Source organism: Cryobacterium sp. TMN-39-2, assembly GCF_004402745.1.
Lineage (GTDB): Bacteria > Actinomycetota > Actinomycetes > Actinomycetales > Microbacteriaceae > Cryobacterium > Cryobacterium zongtaii.
The window spans coordinates 72,110-95,200 of the sequence record NZ_SOFX01000047.1 but is presented as its reverse complement, the minus strand read 5'-3'; the positions used below and the strand labels follow the sequence as shown (position 1 = coordinate 95,200).

The 23,091-nt window shown below is 70.3% G+C and carries 24 protein-coding genes; 12 read left to right on the top strand and 12 right to left on the bottom strand.

The genetic code is table 11. The annotated features are described in order from the left end of the window. The first annotated feature begins 50 nt into the window (after positions 1-50). Complete coding sequence (locus E3O57_RS18265; RefSeq protein ID WP_103460201.1) at positions 51-284, top strand: tautomerase family protein; 234 nt, start codon at positions 51-53, stop codon at positions 282-284. Positions 285-354: 70 nt separating this feature from the next. Here E3O57_RS18265 and aztD read toward each other — a convergent pair whose 3' ends face one another. The 4 genes from aztD to aztB are packed head-to-tail and all read right to left on the bottom strand — an operon-like array spanning position 355 to position 4,748. Continuing rightward, positions 355-1,584, bottom strand: a complete 1,230-nt coding sequence (aztD, locus tag E3O57_RS18260; protein ID WP_103480031.1) for a zinc metallochaperone AztD — start codon at positions 1,582-1,584, stop codon at positions 355-357. A gap of 30 nt (positions 1,585-1,614) precedes the next feature. Then, positions 1,615-2,535, bottom strand: coding sequence for a zinc ABC transporter substrate-binding protein AztC (gene aztC, locus E3O57_RS18255; RefSeq protein WP_103460203.1), 921 nt, complete (start codon positions 2,533-2,535; stop codon positions 1,615-1,617). 4 nt (positions 2,536-2,539) lie between these two features. Next, complete coding sequence (locus tag E3O57_RS18250; protein WP_241990499.1) at positions 2,540-3,859, bottom strand: ABC transporter; 1,320 nt, start codon at positions 3,857-3,859, stop codon at positions 2,540-2,542. Further along, the gene (aztB, locus tag E3O57_RS18245) at positions 3,846-4,748 is read right to left on the bottom strand and encodes a zinc ABC transporter permease AztB (protein WP_103460204.1); all 903 of its coding nucleotides are present in this window, start codon (positions 4,746-4,748) and stop codon (positions 3,846-3,848) included. Before aztB ends, E3O57_RS18250 begins: the two co-directional genes overlap by 14 nt. Positions 4,749-4,797: 49 nt before the next feature. Here aztB and aztA point away from each other — a divergent pair, with 49 nt between their 5' ends. Then, entirely contained in the window at positions 4,798-5,499 is a 702-nt protein-coding gene (aztA, locus tag E3O57_RS18240) for a zinc ABC transporter ATP-binding protein AztA (protein WP_103460205.1), read from the top strand. Positions 5,500-5,510: 11 nt separating this feature from the next. Here aztA and E3O57_RS18235 read toward each other — a convergent pair whose 3' ends face one another. After that, the gene (locus E3O57_RS18235; RefSeq protein ID WP_088457692.1) at positions 5,511-5,891 is read right to left on the bottom strand and encodes a DUF5655 domain-containing protein; all 381 of its coding nucleotides are present in this window, start codon (positions 5,889-5,891) and stop codon (positions 5,511-5,513) included. A gap of 232 nt (positions 5,892-6,123) precedes the next feature. On the opposite strand from E3O57_RS18235, the gene E3O57_RS18230 reads away from it, so the two are divergent. Next, a complete protein-coding gene (locus E3O57_RS18230) occupies positions 6,124-8,427 on the top strand; it encodes an MMPL family transporter (RefSeq protein WP_103480030.1) in 2,304 nt (767 codons plus the stop codon). Between the two features lie 61 nt (positions 8,428-8,488). Next, entirely contained in the window at positions 8,489-9,826 is a 1,338-nt protein-coding gene (locus tag E3O57_RS18225) for an MFS transporter (protein WP_103480029.1), read from the top strand. Between the two features lie 110 nt (positions 9,827-9,936). Here E3O57_RS18225 and E3O57_RS18220 read toward each other — a convergent pair whose 3' ends face one another. After that, complete coding sequence (locus E3O57_RS18220; protein ID WP_103480028.1) at positions 9,937-10,698, bottom strand: DeoR/GlpR family DNA-binding transcription regulator; 762 nt, start codon at positions 10,696-10,698, stop codon at positions 9,937-9,939. Positions 10,699-10,753: 55 nt separating this feature from the next. On the opposite strand from E3O57_RS18220, the gene E3O57_RS18215 reads away from it, so the two are divergent. Together E3O57_RS18215 and E3O57_RS18210 are read left to right on the top strand one after the other, a co-directional pair. Next, positions 10,754-11,140, top strand: a complete 387-nt coding sequence (locus E3O57_RS18215) for a DUF4406 domain-containing protein (protein WP_241990498.1) — start codon at positions 10,754-10,756, stop codon at positions 11,138-11,140. Then, positions 11,137-11,850 (top strand): NUDIX domain-containing protein, encoded by a 714-nt coding sequence (locus E3O57_RS18210; RefSeq protein ID WP_103480027.1) that lies wholly within the window; start codon positions 11,137-11,139, stop codon positions 11,848-11,850. The genes E3O57_RS18215 and E3O57_RS18210 overlap by 4 nt, the downstream gene beginning before the upstream one ends. Here E3O57_RS18210 and E3O57_RS18205 read toward each other — a convergent pair. Beyond that, positions 11,847-12,848, bottom strand: coding sequence for an SRPBCC family protein (locus E3O57_RS18205; RefSeq protein ID WP_103460210.1), 1,002 nt, complete (start codon positions 12,846-12,848; stop codon positions 11,847-11,849). The two genes, E3O57_RS18210 and E3O57_RS18205, sit on opposite strands and share 4 nt — an antisense overlap. A 418-nt stretch (positions 12,849-13,266) precedes the next feature. Here E3O57_RS18205 and E3O57_RS18200 point away from each other — a divergent pair, with 418 nt between their 5' ends. From E3O57_RS18200 to E3O57_RS18190, 3 genes are all read left to right on the top strand, one after another. Then, on the top strand, positions 13,267-14,184 hold the full coding sequence (locus E3O57_RS18200; protein ID WP_103480026.1) for a hypothetical protein: 918 nt from the start codon (positions 13,267-13,269) through the stop codon (positions 14,182-14,184). A 56-nt stretch (positions 14,185-14,240) separates the two neighbouring features. Continuing rightward, positions 14,241-14,621, top strand: a complete 381-nt coding sequence (locus E3O57_RS18195; RefSeq protein WP_088457685.1) for a hypothetical protein — start codon at positions 14,241-14,243, stop codon at positions 14,619-14,621. A gap of 137 nt (positions 14,622-14,758) precedes the next feature. Beyond that, entirely contained in the window at positions 14,759-15,079 is a 321-nt protein-coding gene (locus tag E3O57_RS18190; protein WP_088457684.1) for an ATP-dependent DNA ligase, read from the top strand. Positions 15,080-15,089: 10 nt separating this feature from the next. On the opposite strand, the gene E3O57_RS18185 is transcribed toward E3O57_RS18190, so the two are convergent. Together E3O57_RS18185 and E3O57_RS19170 are read right to left on the bottom strand one after the other, a co-directional pair. Then, on the bottom strand, positions 15,090-15,905 hold the full coding sequence (locus tag E3O57_RS18185) for an MBL fold metallo-hydrolase (protein WP_103460212.1): 816 nt from the start codon (positions 15,903-15,905) through the stop codon (positions 15,090-15,092). A 118-nt stretch (positions 15,906-16,023) separates the two neighbouring features. Beyond that, positions 16,024-16,581: a TetR/AcrR family transcriptional regulator gene (locus E3O57_RS19170; RefSeq protein WP_103460213.1), complete on the bottom strand. Its 558-nt coding sequence runs from the start codon at positions 16,579-16,581 to the stop codon at positions 16,024-16,026. A gap of 47 nt (positions 16,582-16,628) precedes the next feature. On the opposite strand from E3O57_RS19170, the gene E3O57_RS18175 reads away from it, so the two are divergent. Then, on the top strand, positions 16,629-18,323 hold the full coding sequence (locus tag E3O57_RS18175; RefSeq protein WP_103480025.1) for an FAD-binding protein: 1,695 nt from the start codon (positions 16,629-16,631) through the stop codon (positions 18,321-18,323). Beyond that, positions 18,320-19,381 (top strand): SDR family NAD(P)-dependent oxidoreductase, encoded by a 1,062-nt coding sequence (locus E3O57_RS18170; RefSeq protein ID WP_103480024.1) that lies wholly within the window; start codon positions 18,320-18,322, stop codon positions 19,379-19,381. The genes E3O57_RS18175 and E3O57_RS18170 overlap by 4 nt, the downstream gene beginning before the upstream one ends. A 63-nt stretch (positions 19,382-19,444) precedes the next feature. On the opposite strand, the gene E3O57_RS18165 is transcribed toward E3O57_RS18170, so the two are convergent. Further along, positions 19,445-20,422 carry an SDR family NAD(P)-dependent oxidoreductase gene (locus E3O57_RS18165; protein ID WP_241990497.1) on the bottom strand — a complete coding sequence of 326 codons (978 nt, stop codon included), beginning with the start codon at positions 20,420-20,422 and terminating at the stop codon, positions 19,445-19,447. Between the two features lie 54 nt (positions 20,423-20,476). Here E3O57_RS18165 and E3O57_RS18160 point away from each other — a divergent pair, with 54 nt between their 5' ends. After that, on the top strand, positions 20,477-21,082 hold the full coding sequence (locus E3O57_RS18160; RefSeq protein ID WP_103460216.1) for a TetR/AcrR family transcriptional regulator: 606 nt from the start codon (positions 20,477-20,479) through the stop codon (positions 21,080-21,082). Positions 21,083-21,261: 179 nt separating this feature from the next. Here E3O57_RS18160 and E3O57_RS18155 read toward each other — a convergent pair whose 3' ends face one another. Both E3O57_RS18155 and E3O57_RS18150 read right to left on the bottom strand, forming a co-directional pair. Further along, a complete protein-coding gene (locus tag E3O57_RS18155) occupies positions 21,262-22,359 on the bottom strand; it encodes a hypothetical protein (RefSeq protein WP_103460217.1) in 1,098 nt (365 codons plus the stop codon). A gap of 385 nt (positions 22,360-22,744) precedes the next feature. Continuing rightward, complete coding sequence (locus tag E3O57_RS18150; RefSeq protein WP_103480070.1) at positions 22,745-23,089, bottom strand: hypothetical protein; 345 nt, start codon at positions 23,087-23,089, stop codon at positions 22,745-22,747. Positions 23,090-23,091: the final 2 nt, after the last annotated feature.

The following is a 23,091-nucleotide window of genomic DNA, read 5'->3' as shown; positions in this document are numbered from 1 at the left end:
AAACCCAACTTGCCTGCCGATTCAGCGGGCGACAACAATAAGGAGCACACATGCCCAATATCACCGTTCAACTACTCGCGGGCCGCGACATCAACCAGCGCCGGGCTTTTGTTCAAGACGTCACCAACAGTGCCGTTCTGACCCTGGGCGCTCGTCGCGACGACGTCCGGATCGTTTTCGAGGAGATCACGCCGGACATCGTCGCGAACGGTGGAGTCTTCGCCAGCGAAGACGAAAGCCGCGCAGAGGTCGTCAGTCGTTTCGTCCCCGAGGCCAGCTCGTAGCAACACCCGCCGGCGACGAGTCCTGCGCTCAGGCCTACAACGGCTGAGCGGACCCGCCGCCGCGAGATCGCTAGCCGGTGACGACCGCGATCTCGTTCGGCGTGGTCGGCAGCTCCACAGAGGTGACGACCTTTCCGGTGGTGAGGTCGACGGCGTGCAGCGAGTTCGTGGCCGGTTCGGTCACGTAAGCGGTGCTGCCGATCACGACGAGCGCCGGGTGGGCATCCTGCCACTCGACAGGGCTCTCCCAGGCACCGATCACCGGGAAGGAATCGCCGAGCTCGCCGGTCTCGGGGTCAAGCACGTAGAGCGAGCCGTCCGAGGCCAGGATCAGGGCCTCGTCGTTCGGGCCGCGGGAAACGCCCCGCCAGGTGTATTCCACGCCGGTCGGCAGGTCGATCACCGTGGAGGTCTTGGCCACGGTGTCCACGAGCACCAGCTCGCTCAGCAGGTAGCCCTCGGAGTCGGGGTCGGAGTTGTAGTCACCCACGGCAATGGTGGAGGTCTCGGAAACGTACATATTGCCGGTGCGGCCGTAGGCGTCCGGCGCCGCGATCTTGCTGATCTTGCCGTCGTCGTAGACCAGCACGCCGTCGCTGCAGCCGAACACGGCCACCTCGTTCGCGGCCGCGCCTTCGCCATGTACCGAGGGGCACTCGGCGTTGCGGGCGGTCTCCTCCCGGTCGGCGTTCAGCACGCGGATGCCGGTGCGAGCCTCCGAGGTGCCGACCGTGCTGAGCAGGGTGCCGTCTTCAAGCTCGATGGACACGCCGTGGTGCGCGGCTTCGGCGGGAATGACCTCGGTGGCCGGCAGTTTGTCGGGGGCTTCGAGCAACGCTGTGGTCTCGAAGATCGTGGTGTCGCCGGTGCCGTCGGCGTAGAGGATGGTCTTGTCGCCGTGCCTGACCACATGCCCGGCGGCCGGAGCCTCGAAGACCAGGTCGGTGAGCGCGGGGTCCGCGGTCTGGGCATCGCCGGAGGAATCGGTCCAGGTGCCGGTGTCGAGCACCCGGAAACCGTCGGCGGTGGTGACCAGCACGTGCCGGCCGTCCCCGGCGGTGTTCAGTCTGTTGAACCCGGCCAGGGGCAGGTCGGCTTCGAGGTCCAGGGTGTCGCCGTCGAGCACGTAGAGCCCGCCATCGTAGGTGAGGGCGACCCGGGGTTGCGCGGCGGTCGTGGTGGTGCCGGTGGCCGAGCCGGAGTCTCGCGGGGCGGCATCCGTGGAGGCGCAGGCGGACAGGAGGACGGCCGAGGCGGCGATGACGGCTGCGAAGGCCGTGCTGCGGTGCTGTGTTCTCATGTTTTCTTTTCTGTGTTGGAGGGCGCCCGATTAGGGGGAGAGCCCGGTGGTGATGCGCTCGGTGTTGGTGCGCATCATGGTGAGGTAGCTGTCGGCGCCCGCCCCCGGTTCGCTGAGCGATTCGGTGAACAGTTCCACCACGGCCACGTCGAGGCCGGCCTCGTCGGCGAGCACTTGCACGAGCCGGTCGGGCTGGGAGGACTCGGCGAAGATGGTGGCGACGCCGGCGGTGTCGATCGCGTCGACGAGGCTCTGCAGGTCTGAGGCGCTCGGTGCGGCGAGGGTGGAGCCGCCCGGGATCACGGCGCCCACGACGGTGAAATCGAACCTGTCGGCCAGGTAGCCGAAGACGTGGTGGTTGGTGACCAGGTTGCGGCGCTCGGACCCGATGGTGGCGAAGGCCGTGGTCATCTCGGCGTCGAGGGCCTGCAGCTCGGTCGTGTATGCCGCGGCCTGCGCCTCGATCAGGGCGGCATCGACGCCCGCCACGTCGGTCCGCACGGCCGCGGTGACGGCCTCGACGACCTCGACCATGCGGGCCGGATCGGTCCAGAAGTGCGGGTCGGCCGTGTCGCTGCCGGTGCCGCTGGCGTAGGGCAGCGGGTCGATCACGGTGCCCGCGGCAAGCATCGCCACCCCCGCCGTATCCGCCGCGTCGAGCTGCTGTTGCAGGCCCTCCTCGAGTCCGAGACCGTTGGACACCACGAGGTCGGCGCGCAGGATGCGCGCGGCCTCCTGTGCGGAGATCTCGAACGAGTGCGGGTCGGAGTTGGGGCGCATCAGGGTGAGAACCTCGGCCTGGTCGCCGACGATGTTCCCTACGACGTCGCCGAGGATGTTGGTGGTCACCACGATGAGCGGCCGGTCGCCGGCCGGGGCGGCGCAGCCGGATAGGGCGCCGAGGCCGACGGCCGCGGCGAGGGCCAGGGAGAGGGAGCGGATGGAGCGCATCGGTCTACCGGCCCGTCTCGGCGAGGAAGCGTGGTTCGCCGTCGATGGGGAAGGTGCGGGCGATACGCGCGCCGTCGGCGTAGTCGATCTCGTAGACCAGCCCGTCGGCTGGGGCGTTCAGGTAGGCCCGGCCGGCGTCCACGGTGAGTTCGACGCCGGCGAGCAGCGCCTCGGCACCGGCGGCGGCGAGGGTAGCGGGCAGCAGCGGCTCGGTCGCGGCAAGGGTGCTGCCGGTCGCCGCCTCAAGAACGAGCACCCGCCCGTCGTCGGCGAGGGCCACGACGTGTTCGGCGGAGTCGTCGACCGCCGACACCTGCAGCAACGGGGTGTCGGTCACCAATGGCGACCAGCGGCGCTCCCGGGTGTCGAGCAGCCAGGCGCCGGTGTCGCCGGCGACGGCGGCCACGGTGGGCCGGCCGGCGCGGTTGGCGAACTCGAGGGCCCGGTCGGTGGCGGCGACGCCGGCGGGGTACGGGATGCGTTCGAAGGTGATCGTGGACTCTGCCGCCCCTTCGCCTGCGCTGGCGGTGTCCGCCGTGGCTAGCAGGGCTCCGTCGGAACAGCCGAACACCACCCCGACGGCAGTGCTGATCGTTCCGGAGAGCTCGGCGCAGTCCGCGGTCGCCCCGGCGATCGGGGCGCCGGACGACGTGAGCACCTGCACGGCGTCGATGCCGTTCGTGGCGCTGCCAGGCGCATCCGTACGCCCGGCGATCACCCGGTCGCCCACCGGCACCAGCATGCCGGGGCCTGGCTCGACATCGATTCGGGCGAGCTCGGTGATCGTGCCGTCGCCGAGGTCGCCGGTGTCAAGGATCACGGCGGTGCCGGAGTCGGCGAAGCGCACCGTGGTGAGGGTGCCGCCGCCGGAGGTGACGCCGGCGCCGCTGCCGGTGACGGTGCCGACCACGGCAGGATCGGCCCGGTAGTAGTGCTGGTGGTCTTCGTGGTCCACGGTCCAGGCGCCGCTGTCGACGATCGTGACGGCGCCCTGCTCGGCGGCCGCGGCGAACACGAAGCGACCGTCGGTGGAGACGCCGCTCACCTGGTCGAGGGTGGTGACCGAGGTGGAGGTGCCGTCGAGCAGATCGAGCAGGTCGAGGCGGCCGGCGGAGTTGACCGTGGCGAGGTGCAGCTGCGGTTCGGCCATTTCGGCGGCGCCGGCCACGTATCCGTGCGGAGCGGTGCTTGCAGTTGGCGCGGGCGCTGGGCTCGCGGCTGGGCTGGAGCAGGCGGTGATGCCCAGCAAAGCGGCGGCGCCGAGCACGGATGCGACGGTTCGGGTGGTCAGGGGAGCGGTTGTCAGGGAACTACTGGGAGGCACTGGCGACTTTCTGGTCGGGCATGGAGGGGGCGATGGCCGGCCGTGCGGCCGTAGGGAAGGCGGAGTGCGCACGAACGAGGCTGACGAGCCGGCGCCCGGCTGCCGAGACGGCGACGAGGCCCACGGATGCGGCGGCGATCGTGGCGCCGGCTGCGGTGCCGGCATGCCAGGAGACGAGGAGCCCGACGACCACGGCTGCCGCGCCGAGCAGGGCGGCGAGCAGCATGATCGCGGGGATGCGGCGTAGCCAATGTCCTGCGGCGACGGCGGGCGCGAGCAGCAGGCCCACTACGAGCAGGGAGCCGACGGCGCCATAGGAGGCGACCACGGCCAGGGTGACCAGGCCGACCAGCACCAGCTGGGCCAGGCGCGGTCGGAGGCCCAGGGTGCGGGCGAGGCGCGGGTCGAAGGCCAGCGCCACGAAGGCACGGTGGAACAGAGCGGCCAGGACCACGGTGACGGCGAGGGCGATGGCCAGCCCGGCCAGGTCGCCGGCCTGGATGGCGAGCACGTCGCCGAACAGGATCGCGGTGAGGTCCACCGCGAAGCTGCGCGAATGCGACACGATGATCACACCGAGGGCGAGCATCCCCACGAAGAGCAGGCCGATGCTGGTGTCGGAGGAGAGCCGCCCGCGGCGGGTGATCAGGCCGACACCCAGGCTCATCACCAGCGCACTCACGGCGGCGCCCACGATCACCGGCAGGCCCAGCAGTGAGGCGAGAGCCACACCGGGCAGCATGCCGTGCGCCATCGCCTCACCGAGGAACGCCATGCCCCGCACGACCACCCAGGTGCCCACGACGGCGCAGATCGCGGCCACGAGCACACCACCGAGGAGGGCGCGCAACATGAAATCCGCTGAGAGCGGGTCGGTGAGCCAGGTCATGACAGCGACTCTAACTGATAATGGTTCTCATTATTGATAAGGTGGGTGCATGCAACCCACCCGGACCTCCCCTCAGATCCCCGTGAATCCGCCGCGGATCACCGTCCGGAACATCCGGGTGACTCATGGGCACACTGTTGCCCTCGACGGCGTGTCGGCCGCTATCGAGCCCGGCCGGGTGACCGCTCTGGCCGGCGCGAACGGGTCGGGCAAGTCCACCCTGCTCGGGGTCCTGGCCGGAATCCAGCCCTGGCAGGCAGGCGAGCGCCACGCGGTGGGCGCCGGCCGGATCGCGATGGTGGTGCAGCGGAGCGCGGCCCCCGACACGCTGCCGCTCACCGTGTTCGAGACCGTGAGCATGGGGAGGTGGGCACGCCGGGGCCTGTGGCGGCCGCTGTCCGGCGAGGATCGCGCCATCATCGCCGACAGCATCGGCGCCCTCGGCCTGACCGGGCTCGAGCGGCGCTCGCTCGGGGAGCTCTCCGGCGGCCAGCGCCAGCGCGCCCTGGTGGCCCAGGGGCTTGCCCAACGGGCGGATGTGCTGTTGCTCGACGAACCTGCCGCCGGGCTCGACGGTGACGCACTGCTGCTCATCGACCTGGCCATCCGCGCCGAGGCCGACCGGGGCGTCGCCGTCGTCTGCGCCACCCACGACCCTGCGGTGATTCGCCGAGCCGACCGGGTAATTCGGTTAGCGGCGGGTGTCGTCGTCAGCCACACAGCCACGGGAGAGCTTGGCGAGAGGAGTTGACGCGACGGCGCTCAGCCGGCCTGAGCCCAGGCCTCGCGCAGGCAGGCGAGCACGCCGGGTTCGAGATCGTCCGCGGAGTGCAGCTCGAGATGGTGCATGAAGTGGTTGAGCGTGGGCTCGACCACCTCCTTCCACCGCGACGAGGTGTCGAACCGGTCCAGGTCGACCGTGAGCACGAGCGGGGCCACGCTGCCGGAGAGGTACTGGCCCGGTAGCCAGGTCCACGCGAAGGAGCGTTGCCGGCGGAATGCGATCTGGCTCGTCGTCACGCGGACCTCGGCGTCACCGATCGACAGGACGGCCGCAGAGACCGCATCGAAGAGCGTCCGCGCGAGCGGATCGCGGCCCGCGAAGTACTGCTCGAGCGGGATGGTCTTCGCCAGTGCGGTCATGTGCGCCAGGGTAGCCCCGTCCGCCCGGTTGCGCCCGAACCGCCGGTTGCGCCAGCACCCGCACCTCTGGTTGAGCTTGCACCCGCTGGTTGCGCCTGTCGAAACCGGGTGAGTTGCCCGCCCTGACCCGCCACGGGCGCCCCGACGGGAGTAGCTTGGCCGCGGTAGGGCCGGCGGCCCGGCGCATCCGGGCAGAGCGGGTGCGCATCCACTAGCTGAGGAATGACCCGCCATGTTGCGAAAACTGGGCGTGAGCGTCGCCCGCCACCGTCTCATCGCCCTGCTGTGCTGGGCGGTGGCGCTCGCCGCCTGCCTGGCCACGGCCCTGCTCGGGGTCACCGGGGAGAGTCTCTTCCAACGGCTGTCCAGCGCAGGCCCGTCGGTGGACGGTGAGGCCCAAACCGCCACCGACCTGATCGAGGGCCCGGCCGACCAGCAGACCGAATCACTCTCCTTGCTTGTGCACCCCACCGACCTGGCCTCACCCGACCTCGCCGCGATCCTCGACTCCGCCACCCTGCGACTCGAACAGGTCGACGGGGTCGCCCAGGTGGTCAATCCGCTCGTCATCCCGCCGCTGCCCGACGGAAGCCCCAACCCGGCGGCCGCGCCACTGCTCTCCGCCGACGGCGCGGGGATGCTCCTGACCGTGGCCATGGACACCACAGACGGAACCGTCAGCGATCCGCTGCTCACCTACGTTCAGCGCCGCCTCCAGGTGGCCGCCGACGAGATCGGCCAACTGGACCCCAACGCCCAGGTGGAGGTCGGCGGAGCGCCCCTGATCGTGGAGTCCCTCGTCGCCGTCGCCGAGTCAGACCTGCAGAAGGGCGAACTGATCGCGCTGCCGATCGCTCTGCTGGTGATGCTGATCATCTTCGGCGGTTTCCTCGCCGCCGGCATCCCGCTGGTCGGTGCGATCGCGTCGATCATCGGGGCGCTCGGGATGCTCTACGCCTTCACCTACGTGTCGGACATCGGCATCACGGTGATGAACGTGATCACCGTGATCGGGCTCGGCCTGTCCATCGACTACGGCCTGCTGATGGTCAGCCGGTTCCGGGAGGAGTTCCGGGCCCGGGTGGGCGGCGGCGGCCCCGGCGCCCCGCCGGGCCCGCACGGCGAGCCGTTCGCGGACCTGCCGCCGCTGAAAACCGGGGAGCTGGCCACCCTGCCGCACCACCGGCACAGTCGTCACGAATTGATGCTCCAGGCCGTTGGCGCCACGGTCAACACGGCCGGACGCACCGTGTTGTACTCCGGGCTGACCTTCGCGATCGCCACCGCGGGGCTGCTCGTGTTCGAACCGTCGATCATCCGGGCCATCGCCATAGGCGCCATCTGCGTGGTGCTCATCGCCATCCTCACCGCGCTGGTCCTGGTGCCGGCGCTGCTCGGCTACCTCGGCGAACGGCTGGTGCAGCCCGGCCTGCTCACCCGAATCCCCGGAGTCGGCCGGTGGCTCACCCGCTTCGGTGACATCGCGCCGGCGGAAGGCGTCTTCTCCAAGCTGGCCCGGCTCGTGCAGCGGGCGCCGGTGCTCGTCGCGCTCGGCGGCACCGCCGTGCTCCTTCTGCTGAGCAGCCCCGTGCTGTCGATGACGGTCGCCAACAGCGCCGGCGACGCCATCCCGCCCTCGTCCACCCAGTACGACTTCATCACCACCCTGAACGAGGAGTTCCCGCTGGCAACCGCGCCGCGGGTGCTGCTGGTGTCGAACACCGACGAGGCCGCAGCGGTCGCCTGGGCGACCGAGGTCGCCACCCTGCCCGGGGTGACGGATGTGGCGCCGCCGGTCGACCAGAACGGCTACTGGGTGTCCAGGGTGGAGGTCGACACCCACCAGGGTGACGACGTGGTGCGCCAGATCCGCGCCGACCGGCCGGCTTTCGACAACTGGGTCGCCGGCGCCGACGCGCAGGCCGTCGACTACCTCGACTCGCTGGCCGGGGGAGCGCCCTGGGCGGTGCTGATCATCGCGCTCGCCACCTTCGTGCTGCTGTTCCTGATGACCGGATCGGTGATCATCCCGCTCACCGCCCTGGTGATCAGCGCGATCTCGCTGGGCGCGGCCGCCGGCGTCCTGGTCTGGGGGTTCCAGGAGGGCAACCTGTCCGGCCTGCTCAACTTCGACCCCGTCACCATCTCCGGCGTCGACGCCCTCGTGCTCACCCTGGTGCTCACCTTCGGGTTCGGTCTCGCCATGGACTACGAGATGTTCCTGCTCGCCCGGATCAAGGAGCACCACGACCGCGGCGAGAGCACCCGCTTGTCCATCGAGACCGGCCTGCAGAGCTCTGGCCGTATCATCACCTCGGCCGCGCTGATCATCGTGCTGGTCTTCGCGGGCTTCGCCACCGGGGAGCTGATGCAGATGAAACAGATCGGCACGGCCCTGGCCGTGGCGGTGCTGCTGGATGCGACGCTGGTGCGGATCGTGCTCGTGCCCGCCGTGATGACCTCCCTCGAGCGAGTCCTCTGGTGGGCCCCGCGCTGGACCGCCCCCATCCACTCCCGCTTCGGCCTCAGCGAATAGCAACACGTGCCGCGCCCGGGCCCGGGCAGGCCCGGCCGGGCCGGCGTGGTTGACTTGCGGCATGGGTACTCGGGGGCGCACGGCGCAGGACCGCGCCCCGGGCGGTGCCGGTCCGTTCGCCTTCGCGCCGTTCCGCTGGCTGCTCACCGCCCGCACCATCGCCACCCTGGGCAACGCCGCCGCCCCGATCGCCCTCGCCTTCGCGGTGCTCGACCTCACCGGGTCCGCGGTGGACCTCGGCATCGTCGTAGCCAGCCGCTCCCTCGCCAACGTGGCCGTGCTGCTGTTCGGCGGGGTGATCGCCGACCGGCTGCCCAAGCACCTGCTGCTCGTGGGCACCTCCCTCGCGGCCGCGGCCACCCAGGCCGTGGTGGCCGCGCTCGTCCTGTCGGGCTCGGCCACCATCCCGTTGCTCGTGGTCCTCAGCATCCTCAACGGGGCCGTGGCCGCCGTCAGCTTTCCGGCCTCGGCCGCGATCGTGCCGCAGACCGTGCCGGTCACCGAGTTGCGCCCGGCCAACGCTCTGCTGCGGCTGAGCCTCAACGGCGGCGCGATCCTCGGTGCCAGCCTCGGCGCGATCCTGATCGCGGCGGTCGGGCCCGGCTGGGGACTCGCGCTGAATGCCGCATCCTTCGCCCTGGCCGGCATCGTCTTCGCGTTCGTTCGCACGCCCAACGCACAGCGCACCGTCGCTACCGGCGCCGCCGCGCCCCCTGCCAGCGTCTTCCGGGAGCTGCGGGAGGGCTGGCAGGAATTCTCCAGCCGCACCTGGGTGTGGGTGGTCGTGGCCCAGTTCGCCCTCGTGAACGCCGCGTTTGTGGGAGCGATCGCGGTGCTCGGCCCGCTCGTGGCCGACGAGAGCTTCGGCCGCGCCGCCTGGGGCCTGATCATCGCCGCCGAAACCGTGGGCCTCGCTCTCGGCGGGATGCTCGCGCTGCGCTGGCGACCCCGGCACGCCCTGGGCATCGGGGTGGGTCTGGTCGCGGTGACGGCCTTGCCCATCGTGGGACTCGCGCTGGTGCCGTTGGTGCCGCTGCTCGTCATGGCCTTCCTCATCGGCGGGGTGGCCATCGAGCAGTTCGGGGTGGCCTGGGACCAGTCGCTGCAACAGAACATTCCGCAAGGCAAGCTCGCCCGGGTGTACTCCTACGACGCGGTCGGCTCGTTCATCGCCATCCCGGTGGGGGAGATCCTGGTGGGACCGCTCGCGCATGCCTGGGGCACCACGCCGGTGCTGCTCGGCTGCGCCGCGGTGATCGTGGTCGCGAGCCTCGCGGCGCTCTCCGTCCCCAGCGTCCGCCGGCTCACCGTCGGCGTGCCCACGGCCGATGCCCCGCCCGCCCAGGCTGCCGGCACCGATGCTGCTGTGCCTGCCGACCCCGCGCCAAGCCAGCCTTAACTGTTCCCGTTGCGGACATTTGCACCCGGTACGCCGGGTGCAAATGTCCGATTCGGCAACAGTTGCCACCGAGGTCGGCGGGCGGGCGGCAGCAGCGGGGAGGTCGACGGTCAGTCGCCGATGCCCAGGATGCTGACGCCGGCGTCGCGCAGGCCGGCCAGAGTCGGATCGTCGGCCGCGGTGTCGGTGACGAGGCCCGCGATCTCGTCGAACGGCAGCACCCGGTAGGGCGAGGCCACCCCGATCTTCTCGGCACTCGCCAGCACGTAGGTGTCGGCCGCCCGGCCCGCCAGCGCCCGCTTCATCGCGGCCTCCTCCACATCGCCGGTGGTCAGGCCGGCGGTGGGATGCACCCCGGTGACGCCGAGTAGGAACAGGTCGGCGGTGATCGCCTGGGCGGCCTCGACCGCGGCGGCGCCACAGGTCACCGCGGAGTGCTTGAACAGCCGGCCGCCGAGCAGGAAGACCTCGACGCCGTCGTGCGGCACCAGCGCGGCGGCGATGGTGGGGCTATGGGTGATGATCGTGCAGGTCAGGGTCGAAGGCAGCGCCTGCACCACCGCGAGGGTGGTCGTGCCGCCGTCGAGGATCACGGTGCTGCCCGGCATGATCAGCCGGGCCGCACGCGCGGCGACGCGGTCCTTGCTGTCGGGTTCCACGAGCCTGCGCTCGGCATACTGCGCCAGTGCGGGCGACACCGGCAGGGCACCGCCGTAGACCCGCTGGCATAAGCCCGCGGCGGCGAGTTCGCGCAGGTCGCGGCGCACGCTGTCGTCGGAGAGGCCCAATTCCGCGGCGATCTCCTTGGCCACGACCTTGCCGTCCCTGGCGAGGCGGTCGAGCAGGAGGGCCTGGCGTTCCGCAGCGAGCATTTCACGTTCCTTCCGAGTTATGCATGTTTCTGCACGTTGTATTACTGTAGCGGACATGACCAGCTCCCTGATGATCCTGATCGCCGGCCCCTACCGTTCGGGCACCGGCGACGACCCCGTGCTCCTTCGCCAGAACCTCGCCCGCCTCGAGGAGGCGGCCTGGCCGATCTTCCAGGCCGGCCACCTGCCGATGATCGGCGAGTGGGTGGCGCTGCCGGTTCTCGCCAGCGCCGGGGTGACGGATGTGGCCCACCCGCTGGCCGCCGACGTGATGTATCCAACGGCCGAGCGCCTGCTCGAGAGGTGCGACGGCGTGCTGAGGCTGCCCGGCGACTCCCGCGGCGCCGACCAGGACGTCGCCATCGCCCGGCGCCGGGGCATCCCGGTGTACACCAGCATCACTGAGATCCCGGGCCTCGTCGAAGCATCGGCGCACCGGTGACCCCGGTCGCACTCGGGCGGCTCGGCGTCGACCTGCCGGACGGTCGGGGGCGTACCGGCCTGGACCAGGCCGGCACCGGCCTGCATGGCAACCCGGCCGTCACGGTCGAGCGGGTGGAGGTGACCTCCGACGGATGGCATGTGCTGCGGCGCACCACCTTCGGTTACCGGCGGCGCAATGGCCAGGTCGTCACCGAGCAGCGGGAAACGTACGACCGCGGCAACGGCGCCACCATCCTGCTCTATGACCCGGACCGGCGCACCGTGCTGCTCACCCGGCAGTTCCGCTACGCCGCCTACGTCAACGGCCACGCCGACGGAATGCTCATCGAAACCGCGGCCGGGCTGCTCGACGACGACGCCCCCGAGGTGGCGATCCGCCGGGAGGCCGGCGAGGAGTTCGGCGTGAGGGTCGGCGCGGTGCGGCACGTCTTCGACCTGTACATGAGCCCGGGCTCGGTCACCGAGCTGGTGCACTTCTATCTGGCCGGGTACGGGCCGGCCGACCGGGTCGACTCCGGGGGCGGTCTCGCCGAGGAGGGCGAAGACATCGAGGTGCTCGAGGTGCCCATTGACGACGCCCTGGCCATGGTGGCCGACGGCCGCATCGTCGACGGCAAGACAGTCATCCTGCTGCAGTGGGCGGCACTGGCCGGCATCTTCCAGGCCTGCGCGAACCCGGCGTCCCGTACGGTGGCGAGGTCCGACTAGTCGGCCGGATGCTGACCGCGCGTGGCCACCTCGGCCTCGGCGAGCTGGGTGAGCTTCTCGAGGCTCAGGGGCCACTGTTCGCCGAACATACCGGCCCACTCATCGTCCACGTCCACATCCACCGTCAGGGTGGTGACCCCGTCGGCCTCGGTGAAGGTGTAGTTCTCGTGGGTGCCGATCAACCGTTTGGCGGCGTCACTGGTGGTGTCCTCGATGCCGTTCACGATCTGCCCGCGGTACTCGATGGAGAGGAACTCGTGCGGGCGGTGCTCGACGATCACCCCGACCATGCCGCCCTCGTCCCCGTCCTCGTCGCTGCCGAAAAACCGGATCTCGCTGCCGGGCAACCAGCTGCCGAGGAAATATGACCCCGGGTTGAACACGCTGGTCCACTGCCGGTAGGTGGCGTCGTCGAGCATCGTCTCCCAGACGATTTCGGCCGGGGCATTGATCTGGGTTGAGAAATGCATGGTTTCCATGGCGGGAGTGTAGCTCCGGTCACGCGTCCGCGCAGCCGGTTCGGCTGCCCGCTGCGCCCAGGCTGCCTCTGCCAGACCCTTGAGCTTGGCCAGCCCCTTTGGCCACAGCTCACCGAACAGTTCGGCGTAGGTGTCCGCGGTGTCCACGTCGATCGTCACCGTCGTCACCCCGTCGACCTCGCTGAAAGAGTAGGCCTCGCGCGCGCCGATCAGTTGCCTGGCCTCCCGGCTGGTGGTGTCATCGACGTCGTTCACGATCTGGCCCTGGTACTCGATCAGCACGAACTCGTACGGACGATGTTCGGTGATCACCCCGTACATGCCGTTCAGGCCGTTCAGTTCACCGCCGGGATTGCTGCCGAGAAACCGGATCTCGCTGCCGGGCAACCAGTCACCCTCGAAGTAGGAGTCCGGGTTGAACACGCTCGTCCACTGCCGGTAGGTGGAATCGTCGAACATCGTCTGCCAGACGATGGCGGCCGGTGCATTCACCACAATTGAGAAATGCTGCGTTTCCATGCGGTGAGTGTAGCTCCGGCCGCATCGCGCTCCTAGGGCTCGGCACCGGGCCCGAATACCGGGAGTACGAGATTGTTCGAAAGTACTTTCCCATTCCAACCTGTGGATAACCCTGTGGACAGGGTGTGGAAAACCCCGGAATCACCGCGCTGAGGCTGTGGATTGGGCTGTGGAAAAGCTGGGGAGAGAGCTGTGCACTTCTCCGAAACGGTCCGGCGCGGCGAAGTCCGCCACACGCCTCCCGCGTGCTAGCACTCTCGAAAGCGGATTCGTCTGCGCGCGGTTCGGGGGCCGCCCGGAATTTCGTGGTCACGGCCGGAGGCGTGGAAGGTCTAGCCTGATCCTCAGCGGCACTGTGGCCGCGGGGGGCACGCACCGGCGCGGAGGCCCCGGAAAGCGGCCAGTGAGTTCGACGGATATGACACGATCGGCGGAATTCGATGCCTTCGGCCCCTGGGTGGACCGGGTGCACGACGCCACAGAGGTCCCCGGCCTGTACCGGGACTACCCGGTGGATTTTGTCACCAGCCGGCTTGTGCTCAAGGTGCCCCGCAACATCAGCCGGCGCGATGCGCTGCCCACGATGGACCTGTACGACCACCTGATCATCGCGGCCCCGGAGACGCTCGTCGTGCTGAGCCGTGCGAACGCCGACACCAGCGGGAGCCCCCGCGGCTACACCGAGAGGACCCTCGGCTACGGCGACGTCGCTGCGGTCACCGAAACCATCGACATGGTGGACGGCCGCCTCGACATCCTGGCCCGCACGGGCGAGACCCTCACCGTGCCGTACAACGGGTCGTCGCAACAGGTGATCACCCGCCTCATCGACGTGCTGAGCGAACTCACGCTGGCGGCGCTGCGGCCCACGCCCGCCGTGACGATCCCCGAAGCGGATGCCCCGCCCGCCGACCTCGATCTGCTCGACCTGGGCAAGGAAGATGTGGGCCTGGTCACCTCATACTTCGACGTGATGCGCCACGAGCTCGGGGCGATCCTGCTCGCCGCCCACGGCCGGATGGTCTTACCGCCCCGCGGCGGCCTGGTCAATCGGGCCGTGCACGCTTTCTACCCGATGACCCTGCACGGAGCGGTGCTGTGCCGCACCGACCGTGAGCTGCACATCGTCGGCCGCAAGGGCTGGCTGGTGCGCGGAAGCACCCCCGATCTGTCGCGCTCGCACACGAGCATCCCGTTGGCCGCGATCGATGAGATCGTGCTGGCGCCGCACCCGACCTACCTGGGCGCATCCGTCGTCACCGTCCGTCTGGGCGCGGCGCGGATCGACCTGGTGCTGCCCGAAGGATCGGCCGCCGTGCAGGCGCTCGTCGGGTAGCAGCTGCCCGGCCGAGGTCATTCCCAAGACCCCGCCGCGCGGTTATCGTCGGTGGCATGAAGCTCATCACCTACGCCGGTGGCACCATCCTCACCGGCGACGACGTCGCGGAAGCCTTACTCGACTACGTCACCGCGCACTCCCAGGGTGAGGAGAGCATTGCGGTGGAGATCCAGGTGCTCGAACCCGACGGCAGCACCCGCACGCACACTCTCGTGCTCGGCCCGGCCACCGAACTGAATGTGGCCGATGTCGCGGAGGACTCGCTCGCGGGTGAGATCGCGCTCTTTCCCCTGCCGGTCTTCCCGCCCAGCCACATCCTCGCGGTGAAGGAGCCATCGGCCGAGACCGAGGCAGAGGCCGAGGAGCACGCCGCGGACTTCAACAGGGCAGTCGAGGAAATCGACCAGGGCAGCGACGGGTTGTTCGACCGGTGACGACCGGCGGGTGCCGAGTGTCATAGCCAGCGAAGCCACCTCGGCCTACACTCCGTCGTGAGACAGCAGTCCGCGCCGGTCCTCGCATCGTGCGGGCCCTCCGGTCACAACGAGGAATGTGCAAAACGAGGAATGTGATGGGCAAGTTCATCTACGGGACGCCGGCGATCTCGGTAGAGATCGACGACCGCACACTCGCGCACCTCAAGGTCGTGATCGTGGCCAAACTGCGCCGGGGCGAGAGTTTCGCATTCTCCTGGGAACGGTCCAAGGACTCGGGCAGTGGCCACAGCTCCATCTGGCTGAACCCCGCGGTACCCCTCGATTTCGAGTTCTCCGGCAAGCGGGAGCCCACGCTCAACCGCACCTGGATCGATGAACTCGTGCAGGTGGCGAACACCCCGGCCGGCCTGCGCATCCTCCCCGAACCGCCAGAGCGGACCCCGCGAGCCGAGTGACCCACGCGCCTCAGGTGAGGTCGTCGAAGTCGCCGCGCACCCAGCCCCAGTGCCGGTCGGCCGATCGGCGCACCACGGCGCGGGCATCCGCCGCGATCACGGTGTCGAAGTTGCCGTACAGCCGGTCGAAGGTCAACCGCTCGAGGGTGCGGGCGATCCGCTCCACCACCGGACCCGACAGCGGCAACCGGTTGGGGTAGCTGCGCATGAAGCTCACAGAGGTGCGGTCGGGGTTGGCGAACACTGTGTCGCCGCTGAGCAGCACGCCGCGCCCCGCCGCGCCGGCCGCCCAGTGCAGTACCCCGCTGCCGGGGAAGTGGCCGCCCACCTGCATCAGCGTGACGCCGGGCAACAGGCGCACCTCGCCCGACCATGCCCGGATCACCGGGTCGGGTCGGGCCACCCAGGCCAGGTCGGCCTCGGCCACCAGCACGGGCACACCGCCGAGCGCCCTACTCCACTCCACCTGCAGGCCGAACATGTGCGGATGGCTGGCCACGATCGCGCGCACCGGCCCGCGTTCGAGCACCCGGCCGGCGATGTCGTCGTCCACGAAGCCGATCGGGTCCCAGAGCACGCTGCCCGTGGGGGTGCAGAGCAACTTGGTCTGCTGGCCGATGCCCACGGTCGGGGTGCTCTCGATGCCGAACAGGTCGGGTTCGAGCTCGAGGAGCTCGGCCCGGTAGCCCGCCTCGTACAGGTCGGCCAGCGTGGTCCACCGCTGGCCGTCGGCCGGCACCCACTGCCGTTCATCGGCGCAGATGGCGCATACGCCGGTGTTCTCGGCGTGCTCGACGCCACAGGTGGCACAGATCCAGAAGCTCACGGGGTACCTTCCGCAGGTGTCACAGACGGATGTTGCCGTCAGTATGCCGCCGCGGCACCGGGTTGCCCACCCGCGGACGAGCAGCCCCGCCCCACCATGTTGCCGTCCGTCTGGCCGCTCAGCGCGGGGTGAACGCCGCGTGGAAGAGACCCCATGCCCGCCGGGCCACATCCGGGCGGTCGGCGGCGTCGCTGCGGGCCAGCACCCCGGCCAGCATCGACACCGCGAGGATCACATCGGCGGTACCGACGTGTTCGCCGATCCGGCCGGCCGCCTGCTCGCGCACGAGGAGACGCGCCACGACGATGTCGAGCCGGTCGGCCAGGTGCACCGCGCGGGGATCGTGGGCATCCGCCATCACCAGGTCGATGAGCGCCGTCGAGGCCAGCGCCTGTTCGATCACCCGGTCCAGCAGGTCGTCGAGGGTGCTCTCCGGCCGGTCCACGAAGGTCTCGAGCGCCGCGAGGTTCTCGTCGAAGATGGCGATCGCCAGGGCGGTGCGATCGGGGAAATGCCTGTAGAGACTGCCCTGGCCCACGCCGGCCCGGCGGGCCACCGCGCTCAGCGGCGCGGAGAAGCCGTCGGCGGCAAAGACCTCCCGCGCGGCGGCGAGGAGCGCCCGGCGGTTTTCGGGTCCGGCACTCGGCCCCCGATTCGCTTTGGAATTTGTGCCCACCGAGGTAGGTTACATCCGGACAGTGTTGTCCGGATCGAGGAGGAGTCATGACCGCCCACTGGGATCGCGAAGTTGACGTACTTGTAGCAGGATCGGGCGCCGCGGGATTGACCGCCGCCATCACCGCCGCCGACGCTGGACTCACCGCCCTCATCGTCGAGAGCACCGGCCGCTGGGGCGGCACCACCATGCTCAGCGGTGGCGGCCTGTGGATGCCGAACAACCCGTTGATGAAGAAGCTCGGCATCCAGGACTCCCGCGCCGACGCCCTCGCCTACATGGCAGCGGCAATCGGTGACGCCGGCCCGGCCAGTTCCATCGAGCGTCGAGAGGCCTTCGTGGATGCCGTGCCGCGGGTGTTCGGCCTGCTCGCCGGCCTCGGTGTGCGCTGGTGCGCGGCGAAGGACTACCCCGACTACTACCCGGACCGGCCCGGCGGCAGGGTCGGCCGTGGCATCGAGGTGCAACCCTTCGATGCCAAGCGCCTGGGCGACTGGGTGAAGTCCTCCCGCGCCGATGAGGGCATCCCGGCACCGTTGAAGACCGACGACGTCTGGCTGCTGTCCAGGGCCTGGTCCACGCCGAGCGGCTTCGTGCGCGGCGCCCGCTTCGTCTTCCGCACTCTCGGCGGCATCGTCACCGGCAAGCGCCTGCACGGGCTCGGCGGCGCCCTGGTGATGTCGCTGATGGAGATCGTGCGCAGGCAGGGCACCGAGGTGCTCCTGGACTCCCCGGTCACCGAGCTGGTGCTCGAGGACGGCCGCGTGGTCGGCGCGATCGTCACCACCTGGGCCGGACCGGTGCGCATCCGGGCCCGGGCCGGCGTGGTTCTCGGCGCCGGCGGCTTCGCCCAGAACCAGGAGTGGCGCCAGAAGTACCACGGCATGCCCGGCAACAGCTCGGCGGCCGCCGGCGACCAGGGCACCGCCATCGACGTGGGCGTCAAGGCCGGCGGTGCGCTGGCGATGATGGACGACGCCTGGTGGGGCTCCGCCGTGCCGATGGTCGACGGCACGGCCCAGTTCATGCTCTCCGAGCGGTCGATGCCCTTCGGGATCATCGTCGACCAGGCCGGCTCCCGGTACACCAATGAGTCCGAGAGCTACATCGACTTCGGCCACGACATGATCGAGCACCACCGGCACACGCCGACGATCCCGTCATGGTTGATCGTGGACGTGCGGCACCGCCGCCGGTACCTGTTCTCGCCGCTGCTGATGGGCGGCAAGGCCCTGCGGGCCAACGGCATCGTCGTCACCGCCGACACCCTCGAGGAGCTCGCCGACCGGCTGAACATCGACCCGGGAGCGCTGCGGGCCACCGTCGAGAGGTTCAACGGCTTCGCCCGAAGCGGGGTGGACCTGGACTTCGGCCGCGGCCGAACCGTCTACGACAACTACTACGGCGACCCGAGCGTCAAACCCAACCCCAACCTCGGCCCGCTCGAAAAAGGCCCGTTCACGGCGGTCAAGGTCGTGCCGGGTGACCTCGGCACCAAGGGCGGCCTGCTCACCGACGAGAACGGCCAGGTGCTCACCGAGGCCGGCACCCCGATCCCGGGACTCTACGCCGCCGGCAACACCACGGCCTCCGTGATGGGCCACACCTACCCGGGTCCCGGCTCCACAATCGCCCCCGCCATGGTGTTCGGCTACCTCGCCGCCCTGCACGCGGCCGCAACTTCCGTCTCCGTCAACCCCGCGGAGACGGTCATCCCGAAAGAAAAGGAACCACTCGCATGACCCAGAGCATCCTCACCGCCGATTCCTCCGTAGGCTCCTGGCTCGACGACCCGATCGGCGGACCCATCCTGCGCGACCTGCTCGCCCAGGGCGGCCAGAGCGCCGACGCGCTGCGCCCGGTGCGCAAGCTCGCGATCAAGCGTCTGGTCAAGCTCAGCAAGGGTCAGTTCCCGCCCGAGCTGATCGACGACCTGGTGCGCCGGGTCGCGGCCGGTGACGTGCCGGCCTCCGCCGCGGCAACGGATGCGCCGCCCGCCGCCCCGGCAACCGCCGGCCCCGCCGCCGTCGAACGCCCCGAGTGGGTCGAACGCATCGACGCGGGCCGGTTCACCGGCAAGACCGTCATCGTCACCGGAGCCGGTTCCGGCATCGGCCGGGCCACCGCCGCCAGGGTCGCCCGGGAGGGCGGCCGGGTGATCGCCGTCGACATCTCCGGGGAACGCCTCGACGATTTCGTGGCCGAGCTCGCCGGCGCCGACATCGTTCCGGTGGTGGCGAACATCACCGACGACACCGCCATCGCCGCGATCGTCGAAGCCGCCGGCGGCCAGATCGACGCCCTCGCCAACGTCGCCGGCATCATGGACGACATGACCCCGGTGCACGAGGTGACCGACGCCGTCTGGCAGCGGGTGTTCGCGATCAACGTGGACGGCAGCATGAAGCTCATGCGCGCCGTGGTGCCCGGAATGCTCGAGCGCCAGTACGGCTCCATCGTCAACGTGGCCTCAGAGGCGGCACTCCGCGGCTCTGCGGCCGGCGTGGCCTACACGGCGTCCAAGCACGCCGTCGTGGGGCTGACCAAGAGCAGCGCGTACATGTACGGACCCAGCGGCATCCGGGTGAACGCGGTGGCCCCCGGCCCCGTCATCACCAACATCGAGGCGAAGTTCGCGTCTGAGCTCGGTGCCCAGCGGGTGCGCGCCGGCATGGCGGTGCTGACCGACGCCGTCGAGGCGGATGCGCTCGCCGCGTCGATCACCTTCCTGCTCAGCGACGACGGCGTGAACGTGAACGGCCAGGTGCTGGCCAGCGACGGCGGCTGGTCGGTGGCCTAGCCGCCAGGTCTCGACAAACTCCACCGGACTGGTCGTGACCCCGGATACGTCGCCTGTGGGCGGTCAGGCGGACGCGACCAGCCCGGCGGACACGTCCCACAGCCGGCGGGCGGTGTCGGGGTCGAGCGCGTGGGGGAGCACCCCGTGGATGCCGTCGACGATGGCGGGCACCACGGCCGCCGGGTGGCAGTCCTCGTAGTAGCCCGGCGTTCCCGCCCCGAGCGTCGCCCGGGTGGCTACGAACACCGAGGTCGCGGCTCCCTGCGCAGGGCTCTTGCCCGGATACCGGCTCGTCATCCCCGCCAGCACCTCGGGGTCCCAGTGCCGCTGCAGGTTCGTCCAGATGCCGCCCGGCATCAGGGCGGCTGCGGCGATGCCGTCGTCCGCCCACCTCCGGGTGGCCTCGAGGGCGAACAGCACGTTCGCGGTCTTCGACTGCCCGTACGCCAGCGATGAGTCGTAGGCATCCCGCTCAAAGAACAGGTCGTCGAACCGGATGCCGCTCGAGCCGTGCCCGCTGGAGCTCACCGCCACGATCCGGGCCCCGTCGGCGGCGGCCAGCGCCGGGTGCAGCGCCGTCGCGAGAGCGAAGTGGCCCAGGTGGTTCACCGCGAACTGCATCTCCCACCCGGAGAGCGTCCGCAATTCCGGGGTGTGCATGATGCCGGCGTTGTTGACCAGGATGTGCAACGGGCCCGACCACCCCGCCGCCAACGCCCGCACCGTGCCCAGGTCGGCCAGGTCGAGGTGGGCCACCCGCACGGCACTGTTGCCGGTGCTCGAGCGGATCTCCTCCGCGGTGCGGGCGCCGGCCGCCAGATCCCGCACCGCGAGGGTGACGCTCGCGCCCGCGGCGGCCAACGCCCGCGCGGTCTCCACCCCGATGCCGGAACTGGCCCCGGTCACCAGGGCGGAGCTTCCGCCCAGGTCGAGGCCGCGCACCACGTCGAGTGCGGTCGATTCGGCCCCGAAGGGCGATCGGGAATCGGGGGACAGGGGCTGGGGCCGGGGCTGGGGCTGGAGTTCACTATTGGACTTCACGGTCCATTCGTACCACACCCTGGACCGTGCGGTCCAGTACGCTACGATCGACGCATGGAGGAGACGAAGATCACCGCGCGGGGCCGGGCCACCCGCCAGCGGATCATCGAGGCCACCGGAGAGCAGATCCTCGCCGCGGGCATCGGCGGCACCACCCTGGACACCGTTCGCGCCGCCACCCTCACCAGCAAGAGCCAGCTCTTCCACTACTTTCCCGGCGGCAAGACCGAACTGGTGCGCGAGGTCGCGACCTGGGAAGGCCAGCAGTTGCTCGCGGCGCAGGAGCCCTACATCCACGACCTGAGCACCTGGGAGTCTTGGAACGCGTGGCGCGCCGCGCTGGTGGATTACTACCTCGGCCTCGGCCGGTGGGCGTGCCCGATCGGGTCGCTGGCGACGCAGGCCGCGATGACCGACCCCGACCTCGAAGCCTTCTTCAGCGCCAGCATGGCCCAGTGGCGGGACACCCTGGCAGCGGGCGTGACGAAAATGCAGGCCGGCGGGCTGATCGACCAGGCGGTCGACCCCCAGCGCATCGCCGTGGTGATCCTCGCCGCGATCCAGGGTGGTCTCGTGCTCAGCCAGCCGATGCGCTCGGCCTGGCCGCTGGAAGCGGCCCTCGACTCCGCGCTCGAGCCGTTGCATCAGGCGGCAACCTAGTCCGGCCTCCCGGTGCCGCGTCGACGCCGAGTGGTCGCACAGTGCCGCATGGTGAGCGTCCAAGGGGCGCTTCGCCCGAAGTCGCCGAGCGGAATCTTCGCCAGTTGCCGAAAACACCTCGTCGGGCGTCCCGAACGGGGAATGTGAAGCAACTCGGGGTGGCGCGCGAACCGGCAGCGTTACCTCGCTGAGCCGGCACCGACGGTGCTCGAGCGGCGGAGCCGGTACCGGCCCGAGAGCACGCCGATCAGCCACTCGATCGGGCCCTTGCCCACAAACCGCCACCAAAGGATCCCCACGATCGGCACGCCGATCACGAGCACAAGCCAGGCGACCGGGTCGGTGCTGCCGTAGCTGATCCCGTTGCCGGCCATCCACCCCACCACGGCCACCTGGAACACATACAGCGACAGCGAGATCGAGCCGATCGCCTCGAACGGCAGGAACACCGCACGCACCACGGCCGCGGTTCGCCGCCCCCGCAGCGACGCGAGCAGCATGATCACGCCCAGCACCCCGAGCACCAGCCCGGCATCGTGCAGGGTGTCGAGGTAGCTGCCCGACGGGCTGAACTCAGCCCCGGTCGCGCCGCGCCAGAGCGGCCCGAGCCACCAGGCGGGCACGGCGATCGCCATCAGAATCCAGCCCGCCCGGCGGCCACCGAAACGGATGCGGAACAGCAGGGCCCCGAACAGGAACCAGGGCAGCAGATTGGTCACCCGATAGTGCGGGCTGAGGAAGAGCCACTCGAGGAGGAAGCTCGCCGGGGTGCGCTCACCCAGGGTGATCAGCGGACCGGTGGCGGCCAGCATCAGCTCATTGAGGGGGGCACCGAGCACCAGCACCGCCGCCAACACCGCGACCAGCGCCCGGGTGCCCAGCAGCACCAGTGGGGTGCCGATGGCGAGCACGATGCCCAGGAAGGAGAGCACTATCGCGATCCAGCTGCCCCAGGTGGACAACAGCAACCCGAGCAGCACCAGGACGGCGCCCCGGATGACGTTCTGCAGGATCACCGTTCGTTGGGCGGACGCGGTGCCGGCCTTGGCGAGCACGATCGCCGCGGCGGCGCCCATGGTGGTGGCGAACAGTGGGGAGGCCACATCGTTCAACTGGCCCTGCAGGAAGGCCGTTGCGGCGGGCTGGTCGAACATCAGCGGGCCGGCGTGCGCGATGAGCATGGCCAGGATGGCGACGCCGCGTGCCACATCGGGCACCAGGAACCGGTCCCGCTGCAGACGGGGCGCGACCGGGGTGACTACGGCGGAACCGGCCATCCGTTCACCTCTCGAGTGTGGTCGTTCGGGAGAACACGCCAACGCGGTCCCGATTGCATGTGCGTTCACCGTACTGCAGGTTGTGGCCCGTGGCCCGAGGTCGCTGGCAGGACCCGAGAGCACCTGCTCCGACAGAGCCTGCACCGATGCCGCACGCGGGCTGTGGCTGGAGACACCAGGGCCACCTCGACGGCGTAGTGATCGCTCCGCCGCGGCTGTTCGCGGCACGGTTTATGCCCGGCGGCAGGGTTTATGCCCGGCGGCACCCGCTAGAGCGCGTGCCGCGGGGACGAGCGCGTGCCGCGGGGACGAGCGCGTGCCGCGGGGACGAGCGCGTGCCGCGGGGACGAGCGCGTGCCGGGCCGGGCCGCCCGAGCGGGCGAGGTCAGCCCAGCGCGACGAGCACCGTGAGGCCGGCCAGCACCGCGCAGAGGGGCGCCATGGTCCACCGCTCCGGCCGCGACCGTGAGGCGGCATTGAGCACGATGCCGAGCAGGAAGTAGCCGGCCAGGACCCAGGTCGCAACGATGACGAACCCGGGCCACGGGATGATGTCGGCCAGTCCGGCGCGCTGCACAACGAGCACCCCGAAGATCAGGTAGAGACCGATCGACGTGGCACTGCCCAGGCGCTTCCGGATGGGCAGCACCCGGTCCTGCCCGCCCCAGGCGAACTGCCCCAGTGGTGCCCCGGCGATGAGTGCGGCCTGGAAGACAATCAGACTGGCCATGA